General features: G+C 38.8%; 12 protein-coding genes, 17 tRNA genes and 2 rRNA genes. 30 read left to right on the forward strand and 1 reads right to left on the reverse strand.

The annotated features are described in order from the left end of the window. The 23 genes from U9M49_RS00005 to U9M49_RS00115 form a co-directional block, all read left to right on the forward strand. Window positions 1-154, forward strand: a 23S ribosomal RNA gene (locus U9M49_RS00005); the annotation flags it as partial. A gap of 229 nt (window positions 155-383) precedes the next feature. Next, window positions 384-501 (forward strand): 5S ribosomal RNA (rrf, locus tag U9M49_RS00010). 19 nt (window positions 502-520) lie between these two features. After that, window positions 521-595: transfer RNA gene (locus U9M49_RS00015), tRNA-Asn, on the forward strand. Between the two features lie 2 nt (window positions 596-597). After that, window positions 598-691 (forward strand) — tRNA-Ser (locus U9M49_RS00020). Between the two features lie 15 nt (window positions 692-706). Further along, a tRNA-Glu gene (locus U9M49_RS00025) sits at window positions 707-781 on the forward strand. Between the two features lie 4 nt (window positions 782-785). Next, window positions 786-861: transfer RNA gene (locus tag U9M49_RS00030), tRNA-Val, on the forward strand. 10 nt (window positions 862-871) lie between these two features. Continuing rightward, window positions 872-945 (forward strand) — tRNA-Met (locus tag U9M49_RS00035). 3 nt (window positions 946-948) lie between these two features. Then, window positions 949-1,025, forward strand: a tRNA-Asp gene (locus U9M49_RS00040). A 66-nt stretch (window positions 1,026-1,091) separates the two neighbouring features. Beyond that, window positions 1,092-1,167 (forward strand) — tRNA-Phe (locus U9M49_RS00045). 3 nt (window positions 1,168-1,170) lie between these two features. Beyond that, window positions 1,171-1,243, forward strand: a tRNA-Thr gene (locus tag U9M49_RS00050). Between the two features lie 11 nt (window positions 1,244-1,254). Beyond that, a tRNA-Tyr gene (locus tag U9M49_RS00055) sits at window positions 1,255-1,338 on the forward strand. Window positions 1,339-1,341: 3 nt separating this feature from the next. Then, window positions 1,342-1,415, forward strand: a tRNA-Trp gene (locus U9M49_RS00060). Between the two features lie 6 nt (window positions 1,416-1,421). Next, window positions 1,422-1,497, forward strand: a tRNA-His gene (locus tag U9M49_RS00065). A gap of 46 nt (window positions 1,498-1,543) precedes the next feature. Next, window positions 1,544-1,618, forward strand: a tRNA-Gln gene (locus tag U9M49_RS00070). Between the two features lie 5 nt (window positions 1,619-1,623). After that, window positions 1,624-1,698 (forward strand) — tRNA-Gly (locus U9M49_RS00075). A 19-nt stretch (window positions 1,699-1,717) separates the two neighbouring features. Continuing rightward, window positions 1,718-1,791: transfer RNA gene (locus U9M49_RS00080), tRNA-Cys, on the forward strand. Between the two features lie 31 nt (window positions 1,792-1,822). Beyond that, window positions 1,823-1,911 (forward strand) — tRNA-Leu (locus tag U9M49_RS00085). Between the two features lie 21 nt (window positions 1,912-1,932). Next, window positions 1,933-2,015: transfer RNA gene (locus tag U9M49_RS00090), tRNA-Leu, on the forward strand. A gap of 3 nt (window positions 2,016-2,018) precedes the next feature. Next, window positions 2,019-2,089, forward strand: a tRNA-Gly gene (locus tag U9M49_RS00095). Window positions 2,090-2,426: 337 nt separating this feature from the next. Beyond that, complete coding sequence (locus tag U9M49_RS00100; protein ID WP_095369988.1) at window positions 2,427-3,242, forward strand: ABC transporter ATP-binding protein; 816 nt, start codon at window positions 2,427-2,429, stop codon at window positions 3,240-3,242. Window positions 3,243-3,305: 63 nt separating this feature from the next. Beyond that, the gene (locus tag U9M49_RS00105; protein ID WP_307318270.1) at window positions 3,306-4,226 is read left to right on the forward strand and encodes an iron-hydroxamate ABC transporter substrate-binding protein; all 921 of its coding nucleotides are present in this window, start codon (window positions 3,306-3,308) and stop codon (window positions 4,224-4,226) included. Between the two features lie 4 nt (window positions 4,227-4,230). Further along, on the forward strand, window positions 4,231-5,271 hold the full coding sequence (locus tag U9M49_RS00110; protein ID WP_322909115.1) for an iron ABC transporter permease: 1,041 nt from the start codon (window positions 4,231-4,233) through the stop codon (window positions 5,269-5,271). Continuing rightward, on the forward strand, window positions 5,268-6,275 hold the full coding sequence (locus tag U9M49_RS00115) for a FecCD family ABC transporter permease (protein WP_095369985.1): 1,008 nt from the start codon (window positions 5,268-5,270) through the stop codon (window positions 6,273-6,275). The genes U9M49_RS00110 and U9M49_RS00115 overlap by 4 nt, the downstream gene beginning before the upstream one ends. Window positions 6,276-6,399: 124 nt before the next feature. Here the strand turns inward: U9M49_RS00115 and U9M49_RS00120 are convergent, their stop codons facing one another. Further along, window positions 6,400-7,065, reverse strand: coding sequence for a B3/4 domain-containing protein (locus U9M49_RS00120; RefSeq protein ID WP_095369984.1), 666 nt, complete (start codon window positions 7,063-7,065; stop codon window positions 6,400-6,402). A gap of 87 nt (window positions 7,066-7,152) precedes the next feature. Between U9M49_RS00120 and queG the strand changes: the two genes are divergently transcribed. From queG to yhbH, 7 genes are all read left to right on the forward strand, one after another. Beyond that, window positions 7,153-8,292 (forward strand): tRNA epoxyqueuosine(34) reductase QueG, encoded by a 1,140-nt coding sequence (gene queG / locus U9M49_RS00125; protein ID WP_095369983.1) that lies wholly within the window; start codon window positions 7,153-7,155, stop codon window positions 8,290-8,292. A gap of 89 nt (window positions 8,293-8,381) precedes the next feature. After that, window positions 8,382-9,248, forward strand: coding sequence for an amidase domain-containing protein (locus U9M49_RS00130; protein ID WP_095369982.1), 867 nt, complete (start codon window positions 8,382-8,384; stop codon window positions 9,246-9,248). A gap of 71 nt (window positions 9,249-9,319) precedes the next feature. After that, window positions 9,320-9,793, forward strand: a complete 474-nt coding sequence (gene trmL, locus U9M49_RS00135) for a tRNA (uridine(34)/cytosine(34)/5-carboxymethylaminomethyluridine(34)-2'-O)-methyltransferase TrmL (RefSeq protein WP_095369981.1) — start codon at window positions 9,320-9,322, stop codon at window positions 9,791-9,793. 82 nt (window positions 9,794-9,875) lie between these two features. Further along, window positions 9,876-10,625 carry an oxygen-insensitive NADPH nitroreductase gene (gene nfsA / locus U9M49_RS00140; protein ID WP_095373493.1) on the forward strand — a complete coding sequence of 250 codons (750 nt, stop codon included), beginning with the start codon at window positions 9,876-9,878 and terminating at the stop codon, window positions 10,623-10,625. Between the two features lie 460 nt (window positions 10,626-11,085). Then, window positions 11,086-12,981: a PrkA family serine protein kinase gene (locus U9M49_RS00145; RefSeq protein ID WP_307318272.1), complete on the forward strand. Its 1,896-nt coding sequence runs from the start codon at window positions 11,086-11,088 to the stop codon at window positions 12,979-12,981. A gap of 63 nt (window positions 12,982-13,044) precedes the next feature. Next, the gene (locus U9M49_RS00150; protein ID WP_180316988.1) at window positions 13,045-13,209 is read left to right on the forward strand and encodes a hypothetical protein; all 165 of its coding nucleotides are present in this window, start codon (window positions 13,045-13,047) and stop codon (window positions 13,207-13,209) included. Between the two features lie 307 nt (window positions 13,210-13,516). Next, a complete protein-coding gene (gene yhbH / locus U9M49_RS00155) occupies window positions 13,517-14,689 on the forward strand; it encodes a sporulation protein YhbH (protein WP_095369979.1) in 1,173 nt (390 codons plus the stop codon). The last annotated feature ends 76 nt before the right edge of the window (window positions 14,690-14,765 follow it).

The following is a 14,765-nucleotide window of genomic DNA, read 5'->3' on the forward strand; positions in this document are numbered from 1 at the left end:
TGAAAGCATCTAAGCATGAAGCCCCCCTCGAGATGAGATTTCCCATAGCGCAAGCTAGTAAGATCCCTGAAAGATGATCAGGTTGATAGGTTAGAGGTGGAAGTGTGGCGACACATGCAGCTGACTAATACTAATCGATCGAGGACTTAACCAAAAACGAAAAGCGAAAGCGCCTACCTAGGCGCTGTAGCTGGACAATACGAAATGCGGGCGGCTTCAAGCCGCCGCAGCTAGACAGCACTACGTAAGTAGTCGCGTCAGCACGCATTCAGGCGATTACTCAAAACAATCTTCTTCAACATTACCTAGTTTTCAGAGAATGATTTAAAATTTCTCTTGAAAATTTTATTAAAGACGTTATAATAATATATGTCTTTAAAAAGTCCGGTGGCGATAGCGAGAAGGTCACACCCGTTCCCATACCGAACACGGAAGTTAAGCTTCTAAAGCGCCGATGGTAGTTAGGGGCTGTCCCCTTGTGAGAGTAGGAAGTTGCCGGGCATACATACTATTAAATTATTCCGCAGTAGCTCAGTGGTAGAGCATTCGGCTGTTAACCGAACGGTCGTAGGTTCGAATCCTACCTGCGGAGCCAATGGAGAGCTGTCCGAGCTGGCCGAAGGAGCACGATTGGAAATCGTGTAGGCGGTTTATAGCCGTCTCAAGGGTTCAAATCCCTTGCTCTCCGCCATTAAACATATAAATTGGCCCCTTGGTCAAGCGGTTAAGACACCGCCCTTTCACGGCGGTAACACGGGTTCGAATCCCGTAGGGGTCACCATTTTGGAGGATTAGCTCAGCTGGGAGAGCATCTGCCTTACAAGCAGAGGGTCGGCGGTTCGATCCCGTCATCCTCCACCATTCATATTATCGCGGGGTGGAGCAGTCCGGTAGCTCGTCGGGCTCATAACCCGAAGGTCGCAGGTTCAAATCCTGCCCCCGCAATTTGGTCCGGTAGTTCAGTTGGTTAGAATGCCTGCCTGTCACGCAGGAGGTCGCGGGTTCGAGTCCCGTCCGGACCGCCACTACATAAATTCACACAAATTAATTTAAAACATATTGTAAAACGTATTGCAAAACGTATAAGTTTTGGCTCAGTAGCTCAGTCGGTAGAGCAAAGGACTGAAAATCCTTGTGTCGGCGGTTCGATTCCGTCCTGAGCCACCATTTGCCGGCCTAGCTCAATTGGTAGAGCAACTGACTTGTAATCAGTAGGTTGGGGGTTCAAGTCCTCTGGCCGGCATTGTTTTTTATGGAGGGGTAGCGAAGTGGCTAAACGCGGCGGACTGTAAATCCGCTCCTTCGGGTTCGGCAGTTCGAATCTGCCCCCCTCCACCATCTAGGGGTATAGTTTAATGGTAAAACGAAGGTCTCCAAAACCTTTGATGTGGGTTCGATTCCTACTACCCCTGCCAATTATGGCGGTTGTGGCGAAGTGGTTAACGCATCGGATTGTGGTTCCGACATTCGTGGGTTCGATTCCCATCAGCCGCCCCATTATTTTAAATTCACATTTTTTGCTTTCATGCATAGAATATACAAATGGGCTATAGCCAAGTGGTAAGGCAACGGATTTTGATTCCGTCATTCGCAGGTTCGAACCCTGCTAGCCCAGCCAGATCTGCGGAAGTAGTTCAGTGGTAGAACATCACCTTGCCAAGGTGAGGGTCGCGGGTTCGAATCCCGTCTTCCGCTCCAAGTAGTTATTTATATTGATGGCGGCATAGCCAAGTGGTAAGGCAGAGGTCTGCAAAACCTTCACCACCGGTTCAAATCCGGTTGCCGCCTCCAATACATATTCACTCATTTTTATACACCTCATGCCGGGGTGGCGGAACTGGCAGACGCACAGGACTTAAAATCCTGCGGTAGGTGACTACCGTACCGGTTCGATTCCGGTCCTCGGCACCATAATTAAATAAAAGAATATTTGCCGGTGTGGCGGAATTGGCAGACGCGCACGACTCAAAATCGTGTTCCATCACGGAGTGTCGGTTCGACCCCGACCACCGGTATTTGCGGGTGTAGTTTAGTGGTAAAACCTCAGCCTTCCAAGCTGATGATGAGGGTTCGATTCCCTTCACCCGCTTATATGGAAGTAAAGGACTGTAGACAATCTCTATTTATTAGCAGATTGTCTACAGTTTTTTTAGTTGAAGTGATTAGTTTTGTTGTTTTTTACTAACCTTAACGAAGTGCATAATGAGTGAAGAGAATGGATGAAAGGCTTCAGTAACGAGAAATGCATTCTCCTTAAAAAATATATGCAGAATACAGGTTGGTTAACAAGAAATATGGTGGAAATGAAAACTTTTCGTATTGATGGTTGACAGGATAGCTTTTATTAGATAAAATTTTCTTTGAAGTTGATAATCATTATCAATGACATGATGATGATCTAAAATGTTCGGATGGAGTGAATGACCTTGTCTAGATTATTTACTGAAGACTTAAGAATTGCATACGGTGATAGAGAGATTGTGAAGAACTTAAACATGATGATACCAGACGGTGAGATTACGGCTATTATTGGGCCGAATGGTTGTGGTAAATCGACTGTCTTAAAGACGATTGCAAGAATTATCCAAGCCAAAGCTGGGTCTGTATATCTTGATGGTAAGCAAATCAGTAAGGAATCGACAAAAGCGATTGCACAAAAAATGGCCATTCTTCCTCAATCTCCTGATGCTCCTGAAGGCTTAACGGTTTCAGAGCTAGTATCTTATGGAAGATTTCCATATCAAAAGGGTATGGGGAGATTAACAGCAAAAGATCGCCAGGTGATAGATTGGGCACTCCAAGTAACAGGAATTGCAGAATTTAAAGATAGAGAAGTAGATGCATTGTCTGGTGGACAGCGGCAAAGAGTATGGATCGCGATGGCTTTGGCTCAAGAGACTGATATAATCTTATTAGATGAGCCGACTACATATTTAGATATGTGTCATCAATTGGAAGTATTAGAACTGTTAAAAGAGCTTAATCAATTAGAAAATAGAACAATTGTTATGGTTATTCATGATTTAAACCATGCAGCAAGGTTTGCTGATTATTTAATTGCTATGAGAGCAGGCAAAATTATTAAAAATGGTGCTGCGAAGGAAGTTATGAATAAGCAGATTTTAAGAGAAGTATTTAATATTGATGCAGAAATTGGTATTGATCCACGTACACAAAAACCAATCTGCTTAACTTATGATTTAATTGATAGTAGGATGGTAGTTCAAGAGCAAGTCGTTTAATGATTTGCTTCTTTTTTTGACTATAATTGAGAATGATTATTATTTTAAAGGTGGATGGAGAACTTGAAAAAGCAATTGGTATTTTTATTTTTTATTCTATTATTAGTTTTAACAGCTTGCGGAAATGGTGGGAATGAATCGTCAGGTGAAGGCAGTAAGGAAACGGAAAAAGAAACATTTACATATAAATCAGAAAATGGAGAAATGGAGTTACCAGCTAATCCTGAAAGAGTAGCATCTATGGCTTACACTGGTAATGTTCTATCATTAGGGATTACGCCAGTAGCAATAGATGAGTGGTCTAAAGCGAACAAATTTTATGGTGATAAACTGAAAGATTCTGAAGTCATTACAGCAGATAATGTAGAGAAATTATTAGAATTAGAACCAGATTTAATTATTGCATATTCAACTGACGAAAATTTAGATAAATACAAAGAAATCGCGCCAACCGTCACATTAACTTATGAAAAATATGGCTATTTAGATCAACACCTTGAAATAGGTAAGGTGTTAGGAAAAGAGCAGGAAGCACAAGCATGGGTGGAAGAGTGGAAAGAAAAGACAGCTGCTGAAGGTGAGAAAGTAAAAGAGGCAATTGGTGATGATGCGACTATTATGGTATTTGAGACATTTGGTAAAGACATGTATGTGTATGGTGAGAACTGGGGACGCGGAACAGAAATCATTTATCAAGCACTTGGTTTAAAAGCACCTAAAGCGGTAGAAGAAGAAGTATTTGGACCAGGGTACTTAGCTATATCTTCAGAAGTCATACCAAAATATGCTGGAGATTATATTTTCCTAGGAGATGGACAAGGAGCCGATAATTCCTTTACTGAAACAGATGTTTGGAAAGGCATCCCAGCAGTGGAAAATGACCGCGTGTTTACATTTGACTCTTCTTCTTTCTATTTCAATGATCCCATTTCATTGGAAGAAGAATTAGCATTTATCGTTGAAAATTTACTTGGGGCTAAGTAATATAATGAAAAATAATACTTTTAATGAAGCAAAGGAAAAGAAAATATATGCACGTCCTGCAATTGCTTCTATTATTCTAGTACTAAGCTGCCTACTTTTAGTAGGTAGCTTAGTTTTGGCTATTTCGGTTGGAGCAGCGAGTATTTCATTTGCAGATGTTTGGCAAGCTGTATTTGCTTATGAACAAGGAAACGAAGACCACCAAATTATAAGAAGTATACGATTACCTCGTGAGCTAGGAGCTGCTGTTGTCGGCGCGGCTTTTGCTGTTAGTGGTGCCATTATGCAAGGAATGACAAAAAACCCTTTAGCAGATCCGGGTTTACTAGGTTTAAATGCAGGTGCAAGTTTAGGACTAGCGATTGCCTTCTCGTATGTAGGCAATACAAATTATATGATTATTATGTTATTCTCATTTATTGGAGCAGGGATTGCTGCTTGCTTAGTATTTGGATTTAGCGCAATGAAAAGAGGTGGGATGAGTCCACTAAAAATAACGTTAGCTGGTGCGGCAGTTACTGCATTTCTTTCATCGATTGGAGAAGGGATAGCACTTATAAATAAATTATCACAAAGTATTGCCTTTTGGACTGCTGGTGGCGTTTCAGGAACAACATGGGCACAGTTGCAAATTGTTACACCTACAGTACTTTTCGGTATTATAATTGCCATCATGCTCTCAAGAAGTTTGACTGTATTAAGCTTTGGAGAAGATGTGGCTAAAGGCTTAGGGCAAAGAACTTTTATTGTTAAGGCTGTGCTCATGACGGTTGTTCTTATATTAGCAGGTGCCGCGGTTTCTCTTGTTGGGGCGATTGCTTTTGTTGGTTTATTAATTCCTCATATCGTGAGATTTTTAGTCGGTACGGATTATAGATGGATTATTCCGTGTTCAGCCGTAATAGGTAGTGTGTTTTTAGTTTTAGCCGATACGGCAGCAAGAATGGTTAATCCTCCTTTTGAAACACCAATGGGAGCAATTGTAGCAATACTTGGCCTACCTTTCTTCTTGTACCTTGCAAGAAAGGGGAGATCATTAATATGATTAGTGCCCGCCACTTTAAACGTTCAATTATTATCATTATCTCGACGTTTGTGTTACTATTGCTTATCTTTACAATTAGTGTAGCAACAGGATTTGCCTCTTTAAGTCCCGATCGTCTTTTGCCAACATTACTTGGTAATGGAACGGCGAAGGAAAACCTGATTTTATTTACCTTTAGATTGCCGAGGATACTGATTGCGGTGCTCGCAGGCATGGGTTTAGCTTTGTCGGGGGCAATATTACAGAGTATTACGAGGAACCCGTTAGCAGATCCGGGAATACTAGGAATTAATTCAGGTGCCGGTTTGTTTGTCGTTTTCTTTGTTTTGTTATTTGGAAATAGTACAGGCAATCATTTATATTTGTTGCCACTATTCGCTTTAATTGGAGGATTAATTACCGCTATATTCATTTACCTTCTCTCTTACAAGAGAGGGGAGGGCATTCAACCTGGTAGAATGCTTTTAGTTGGTGTAGGATTAGCTGCTGCTATAAATGGTGCATTGTTAACTCTTGCTTCTAAAATGGCTAGAGAAGAGTATGATTTCTTCGCCAACTGGGCTGCAGGGAGAATATGGGGAGATGATTGGTTATTTGTCTTTGCTCTCCTTCCTTGGCTTGCAATATTAATCCCGTTCATTTACTTTAAATCAAATACGCTAAATACGATGGCTTTAAATGAAGAGCTTTCTGTAGGTCTTGGAGTTAAAACGAATAAGGAAAGGTATATACTGTTATTGGCTTCCGTGGCCTTGGCAGCTGCGTCAGTATCCGTTAGTGGTGGTATAGCATTTATCGGTTTGTTAGCACCCCATATTGCAAGAAGCTTAGTCGGTCCTAGACATCAGTTGTTTTTGCCTGTTGCGGCAATGTTTGGGGGCTTACTTTTACTTTCAGCAGATACGGTTGGCAGAGTTTTACTTGATACGATTGGCATACCAGCGGGAGTAATTGTATCATTTATTGGGGCGCCGTATTTTCTATATTTAATGGCTAAGAAATAATAGACTTAAAAATCGAACAAAATAAGAGTGAAATGCACCCCACTTGCTAGACACAATCTAACAAGTGGGGTGCATTTTTTCTATAGCCAAATTTAATGCTGTAGAAAAATAGGATATTATTTTTTTAAACTATTACCTCAACTTGACCATTACCTCCATGAACTTGGATAAACATATCTTTTAGTGAGTTGAGCAGTGCTTGTGCCTCAACTGTTTCAATTGAATGTCTTAAAAAGACGACTTGTAATGCATTGGTTGTCTGTTCATTAACATTTGTTCTAGTAGAATCTACAAATGGACTACCAAATGGCCCAAGTGAATCACTTAAAATAATTAAGTTTTTTAGTGAATTATCACGTCCGTTTAATCCTCCGTAAACTTCTCCATCAGCTCCGATTCTCACATCAATATTTCCGTTGATACAATCTAAATCGTATATGCCAATCGGGACTTCGTATTTTAATGAGAAAAAATTATTAATATCAGCGGCACTGTTGATGCTCTGTAGGTAGTTCTGTTTTTTAATTCTTCGATACATTGCTTCAGCAGAATGACGATATTTGTTGGGGTCTTTACCTGTTTGTTTGAAAATACTTCGCCATTCTTTTATCCCTGCAAATTCAGTTATATTCTTTTCTTCAAGATCAAAAAATAATGACTCTTGAAAGAGTTGTAAGCGGCCCTTTACCATTTGGGGAGAACCTGATATAGTGATATGATTGTATGTAATGATGCCTATTTTGAATTGAGGGAATAAGGTCTTTAAATCTTTTGAAATGTTGATTACCAATGTTTACACCTCCTGATTTTATAATAACTAGTTTATCATGAGAGGGAAGATGAATCACATGGAAAACCAAGGAGGAGTGAATAATCCTTGAATATAGCTGAACTAAAAGAAGAAATCATTCGATATAGTAAGACGATTGGAATAGATAAGATTGGATTTACCACTGCATCAACTTTTGATGGTTTGCGGAATAGATTAATGAAACAACAAGAGCTCGGATACCAATCAGGTTTTGAAGAGCCTGATATAGAAAAGAGAGTCAACCCTGCGTTATTGATGGATCAACCGATGTCGATTATTAGTATTGCCCTAGCTTATCCAACAAAGATGAGAGAGCGCGTAGTGAGTAAACCGGGTGAGAGAAGAGGTATTTTTTGCCGTGCTTCTTGGGGAGATGACTATCATTTAGTGTTGAAGGATCGTCTAAGTAAGTTAGAAGCCTACTTGGAAGAGCTTGTTCCTGATGTCCGATTTACATCAATGGTCGATACAGGTGCTTTATCTGACCGTGCTGTAGCTGAGCGAGCGGGTATAGGGTGGAGTGGAAAGAATTGTTCTATCTTTACACCTGAATTCGGCTCTTACGTCTATTTAGGTGAAACCATCACAAATATTCCTTTTGAACCGGACGAGCCACTAGAGTCAAAGTGTGGGACTTGTACGAAATGTATTGATGCTTGTCCTACAGGTGCACTCGTTCAAGGCGGGCAACTAAATGCGCAACGTTGTATTTCCTTTATTACGCAAACAAAAGGATTTATGCCCGATGAGTTTCGCGAAGAATTAGGGAATCGAATTTATGGCTGTGATACTTGTCAAACGATTTGTCCAGAAAATAAAGGCAAGGATTTTCATTTTCATGAAGAAATGGAGCCAGATTCAGAAATTGTCAAACCTTTGTTAAAACCGATACTTCATATGAGCAATAGAGAGTTTAAGGAGAAGTTTGGTCGTCTTTCTGGTTCGTGGAGAGGGAGGAAACCTATTCAGAGAAATAGTATTATCGCTCTAGCTCATTTTAAGGATGAATCAGCTGTGGGAGATTTAATCATGTTAATGAAAAAAGACCCACGACCAGTAATTAGAGGAACAGCAGCATGGGCATTAGGGAAAATTGGAGGCGAAGAGGCAGAAAAAGCTTTACAAGCAATGCAAGCTACAGAAGAGGATCCTGAAGTCCAACAAGAAATCGAAAAAGGTTTAAAGATGTTTAATCCTATTATGTAGTATGTGAGAAAGTAATGCGATTACTTTCTCTTTTTTTATCGTTAAACCCCTCTTATGAACATATGCATGTTAATGGAGGGAGTGATACGATGAAAGAACAATTGCAAGAACTATTAGAAAAAAGAGTCAGGCAATGTGTCAGCAATGAGAGAGAATCTATTCATACTTGTATGAAGATAAAAAATAAAAAAAGAAGTTTAGAAAAAAGGGGAGCAAGTATCGTAAAGGCAAAGGCAATTGGAAAAATCAAAGGAGAGCCGCACATTCAAGAAGATAGTAAATATATTTCGTATAAGGCGCATTTTCAATATTTAATTAAGCAAGGAAAGACTTTTTATATTGAAGAAGAGGTGGAAGAACGAGTGGCTGAGTTTTATAAAGAAACGCTCGTTGAGGATAAAGAAAAGTTGGTTCTTTATGATCAAGACACGGTTGATATCTTAGAGGAAGATTCGCGTTCATCTTATCCATTTCATTTTGACCGCAGAAAAGCGGTACAATACGCAGAAAAATGGTGGAATAGCCATAATCCACAGTTTCATGCATTTGATGTCGATTGTACGAATTATATCTCTCAATGTCTACATGCAGGAGGAGCCCCGATGCGCGGATTTCCTGCTAGGGGAACGGGGTGGTGGATGCGCAGTAAGAATTGGAGCTATAGTTGGAGTGTAGCTCATTCTATGCGTATTCATTTAGCTAACTCGACAATTGGATTACGAGCGAAAGAAGTGGAGCGTCCTGAGGAATTATTGCTAGGAGATGTCATTTGTTATGATTTTCAAGGAGATGGTCGTTTTGACCATACGACGATTGTGACGGCTAAAGATGAACAGAATATGCCGCTTGTAAATGCCCATACGACTAATAGTCGCAAACGCTATTGGGATTATGAAGACTCTACCGCTTATACTGAAAATATTAAATATAAATTCTTTACGATTTATGATGCCTAGCACTTACCTTTCGTAATGAGCTGAAGAAGTGTATAATAAGAGCGAGATATTATAATAGAGGTGAACAGTTAGTGTCAGTGAATGTTGTTTTATATCAACCAGAAATTCCAAGCAATACAGGTAATATCGCTCGTACTTGTGCAGCTACTTATACAACGCTTCATTTAATTCGACCATTAGGGTTTTCAACGGATGATAAGATGTTAAAAAGAGCGGGTTTAGATTATTGGACGTATGTAGATATTGTTTATTATGATTCGTTAGAAGAATTTTTAGAGAAAAATAAAGACGGCGAATTTTTCTTGTTAACAAAACATGGGAAACAACCGCATACTACTTTTGATTATAGTGATCAATCAAAAAATTACTTCTTTATCTTTGGAAGAGAAACAACTGGCTTACCAAAGGAATTTATTCAAGCGAATCTTGATCGCGCTTTAAGAATACCTATGAATGAGCATATGCGCTCACTAAATTTATCAAACACAGCAGCTATTTTGATTTATGAAGCCCTGCGTCAGCAAGGATATCCACGAATGAGCTAGCGTGAATAAGAAGGTCTGCTCTTACATTTGGCAAGATCTTCTTTTTATATACTAATTTTTTTTACATAGGGGAGATGAGATGATGAATGAAATGATTCAATTGATGAAAGACCATCGTTCAGTACGCCATTTTGAGGATAAACGTTTAACGAAAGAGCAAATTAAGGAGATTGTGACAGCCGCTCAGTCTGCTTCTACTTCAAGTTTTGTACAAGCGTATTCTATTATAGGTGTTTCCGACCAACAGAAGAAGGAAAAGTTGGCCGAATTGGCAGGAAACCAAGGGTTTGTTGCAGACAGTGGGCATTTCTTTGTGTTTTGCGCAGATCTTCATCGTCATGAAGTCATTGCAGAACTAGAAGGGATAGATTTAACTGAGTCCATTGAAAGTACGGAAAAATTTATGGTGGCTTTAATCGATGCAGCTTTAGCAGCCGAAAACGCAAGCTTAGCAGCTGAATCCATGGGTCTTGGCATTTGTTATGTTGGTGGCTTACGGAATCAACTTCAAGAAGTAAGCGAAGTATTAAAAACACCTGATCATGTGATACCATTATTCGGACTAGCAGTTGGGTACCCAGCGAAAAGGAATGCGCAAAAGCCGCGTCTACCAATGAACCATATTTATCATGAAAATGAATATGAACAGGACAAGGACATATATATTCAAGAATTACAAGCATACAATGAGGTGATTTCTGCTTACTATAAAGAGCGAACAGCAGGTAAGCGTGATGATACTTGGACAAGTCAGATTGCTGGTATGTTTGAGCGTAAAAAGAGAATGTACATGAAGCAATTTGTTCAAGAAAAAGGTTTAGATAAACGATAAAAAAACTGCGGGAGTTAGACTCTCGCAGTTTTTTTTTGTGTTAGCGCATATTATTTAATGTGCTTACCAGGCTTATCATCATAGCCCGCTGTGAAAATTGAAACTAAAAATGCCACCATCACACCTAAAATTAGGACTGTACCCATTATGTATGGCCTCCTTTTTCCTAAAAATAGAAACACAACATATAACTTTATTATATCCTAATAAATTTAAATAGTGAATGCAAATCATGGATATTATTGGACAGTTCTGCATAGGAATGTGTATTAGATATTAGCGTTATTCAAGACCCACTTTTTACAGATCTTGGGGGATGGATAATCTAATGTTGTTTTTATTTGTAAAAGCCCTTTAACCGACTAAATTTTTTGTCATTTGTTTTCGGTAAGCATGTTTGTTTTTCTTCAAGCATAGATTGTAATAATCGTCTCTGATAATGTGACAGGGGGAGGTCCATATGGATATTCTAAAAAAAGTGGAGTTGTATAGACGAGAAGAGGAAAAGTTGAAATGGGAAGGGACTTTTGGAGAGTACTTAGAAATCATAAAAGAAAAGCCATGGGTTGCCCAGTCCGCACATTCACGGGTTTATAATATGATCAAAGACGCTGGTGTTAATGATGTGAAAGGGCAGAAAACATATGAATTCTTTAGCAATCAATTATTTGGCCTAGAAGAGTCATTAGAACGACTTGTCGAAGAATATTTTCATCCGTCGGCGAAAAGATTAGATGTGAGAAAGCGGATATTATTATTAATGGGGCCCGTAAGCGGCGGGAAATCAACCCTTGTGACGATGTTAAAGAGAGGGTTAGAAGCCTATTCATTAACAGATAAAGGAGCGGTATATGCCATTAAAGGCTGTCCAATGCATGAGGACCCACTTCATCTTATCCCACATCATTTGCGCAAAGACTTTTTAGATGAATATGGAATTAGAATTGAAGGAAACTTATCACCACTCAATATGATGAGGCTTGAACAAGAATATAATGGAAAAATTGAAGATGTAATAGTCGAAAGAGTGATGTTTTCAGAAGATAAGCGGGTAGGGATTGGTACATTTAGCCCCTCTGACCCTAAATCTCAAGACATTGCTGATTTAACAGGAAGTATAGACTTCTCCACAATTGCCGAATATGGTTCCGAGTCTGATCCAAGAGCTTATCGATTTGATGGGGAACTGAATAAGGCCAATCGGGGTATGATGGAATTCCAAGAAATGCTTAAATGCGATGAAAAATTTCTATGGCATCTCCTATCATTAACGCAAGAAGGAAACTTCAAAGCAGGCCGGTTTGCCTTAATATCAGCGGATGAATTGATTGTTGCTCATACAAATGAAACGGAATATCGTTCGTTTATAAGTAATAAGAAAAATGAGGCACTGCATTCACGGATTATTGTGATGCCAATTCCATATAATTTGAAGGTAACCGAGGAAGAGAAAATTTATGAGAAAATGATTTTTGAAAGTGATGTGTCAGATGTTCATATTGCTCCCCATACATTAAAAGTTGCTGCTATGTTTACAATATTAACAAGAATGAAGGATCCGAAAAAAGGCGATATTGACTTAGTTAAGAAGATGCGTTTATACGATGGTGAAAGTGTAGAAGGTTTTAATCGTGCAGACGTAGAAGAAATGAAAAAAGAACATGCAGATGAGGGAATGAGTGGCATCGACCCCCGTTACGTAATCAATCGCATTTCCTCTACCATCATTCGTAAAGAGATGACGTCGATTAATGCCTTAGATGTATTAAGGTCATTAAAAGAGGGATTAGATCAACATCCATCCATTACTGCTGAACTGAAAGAACGATATTTGAACTTTATTTCACTTGCTCGAAAAGAATACGATGAAATTGCGAAGAAAGAAGTGCAAAAGGCATTTGTTTACTCTTATGAAGAATCAGCGAAAACATTAATGGAGAATTACCTTGATAATGTTGAGGCTTATTGCAATAAGGCTAAACTAAGAGACCCACTTACTGGAGAAGAAATCAATCCAGATGAAAAACTAATGCGCTCGATTGAGGAGCAAATCGGGATTTCAGAAAATGCTAAAAAAGCATTTCGTGAAGAAATTCTCATTCGTATTAGTGCTTATGCTAGAAAAGGTAAACGATTTGATTATAATTCGCATGATCGCCTGCGTGAAGCTATTCAAAAGAAATTATTTGCTGACTTAAAGGATGTCGTCAAAATTACAACTTCTTCAAAAACACCGGATGAACAACAATTGAAGAAGATTAATGAAGTAGTCGCACGTCTTATTGATGAACATGGCTATAATTCCACATCTGCAAATGATTTACTTCGTTATGTGGGTAGTCTATTAAATAGGTAAACCGTCCAGTCTATTGTTTAAAAAAGACAGAAATAGGGTATTTAAACAATAGAGGTGACGAATATGTCAAAAGAAGAAAAAGTACCGGAAAATAGCTCAATGGCAAGCAATGAAGAAGAAATAGAAACTCTTGGAAAAGAAATGGAACAAATGAAATCGAAAGAAGAATTGAAAGAAATGCAAAAAACACCTGATCCTAAACAGGAAGTCGGTAAGCGCAAATCATAAAAGCTACAAACAATGAAAAAAGCAATGGACCCCATTGCTTTTTTCATTATATTCAATTTTGTATTAGTTGAACGATGGATGATAGATAGTAATCGCCCAACTTTAATAATTGTCTAAATAATATGTAAATAATTCTGTTTTAAAGCATAGGATAGAGTAATCAACATTTTTTGAACCTAGCTATAAGTAAATATTTTCAGGTTAGCAATGGACACTCGTCATAGTGTATGTTTTTGGGTGAGATATGTGAATGAATTCCGTAAAATCCTTAAAGTTTTTTATAAACAAAAAAGGAGGGCAAATGAGAATGACCGAAAAAAATCAAAACCATCAGTTTGTCGTGTCACAGGAAGATTGGTCCCTCCATCGTAAAGGGCATGATGATCAACAACGCCATCAAGAAAAAGTACAGGATGCCATCAGAAACAATTTACCTGACCTGATTACAGAAGAAAACATTGTCATGTCCAATGGTCGTGATGTCGTTAAAATACCGATTCGTTCCTTAGATGAATATAAAATTCGCTACAATTATGATAAGAATAAGCATGTCGGTCAAGGTGATGGCGATAGTCAAGTTGGTGATGTAGTAGCGAGAGATGGGTCAGGTCAGAAAGGGCAAGGTAAAGGGCAAGGTGCAGGGGATCAAGCGGGTGAGGATTACTTTGAAGCAGAAGTCTCTTTAATGGAAATTGAGGAAGCGTTATTTAAACAATTGGAGCTACCGAACTTAAAGAAAAAGGAACAAGATCAAATTGTCGTCGAGAATATTGAATTTAATGATATTCGCAAAACTGGTCTTATGGGGAATATAGATAAAAAGAGAACAATGATGTCAGCTTTTAAGCGAAATGCGATGCACGGGAAATCAGCTTTTCACCCCATTTATCAAGAAGACTTAAAGTTCAAGACTTGGAATGAAGTCGTGAAGCCTGAATCGAAAGCAGTTGTGCTAGCAATGATGGATACAAGTGGTTCGATGGGTATCTGGGAGAAATATATGGCGAGAAGTTTCTTCTTTTGGATGACTCGGTTTTTACGAACGAAATATGAAACGGTAGAAATTGAATTTATTGCGCATCATACAGAAGCAAAGGTAGTATCAGAAGAAGATTTCTTTTCTAAAGGAGAAAGTGGCGGCACAATCTGTTCGTCTGCTTATCGTAAAGCATTGGAGTTAATTGATCAAAAGTATAACCCAGTCAGATATAATATATATCCATTCCATTTCTCAGATGGGGATAATTTAACTTCAGATAATGCAAGATGTGTAAAACTTGTTGAAGAGTTAATGAAAGTATCAAGTATGTTTGGCTACGGGGAAGTGAATCAATATAACCGCCATTCCACTTTAATGTCAGCATACAAAAATATAAAAAATGATTTGTTCCGTTATTATATTTTAAAGCAGAAGGCTGATGTATTCCATGCGATGAAAGGCTTTTTTAAAGAACAAGAACAGAAGGAAAAGTTAGCTTAATGAGAGCCTGTTTTGAAAGGTTCGCAACTAAGTTCTGAAGTGTAATAGCTTACTTACGAGCGTTTCGGAGGCAGGT

This window comes from Cytobacillus sp. OWB-43, assembly GCF_034651445.1.
In the GTDB taxonomy this organism is placed as follows: domain Bacteria; phylum Bacillota; class Bacilli; order Bacillales; family Cytobacillaceae; genus Cytobacillus; species Cytobacillus kochii.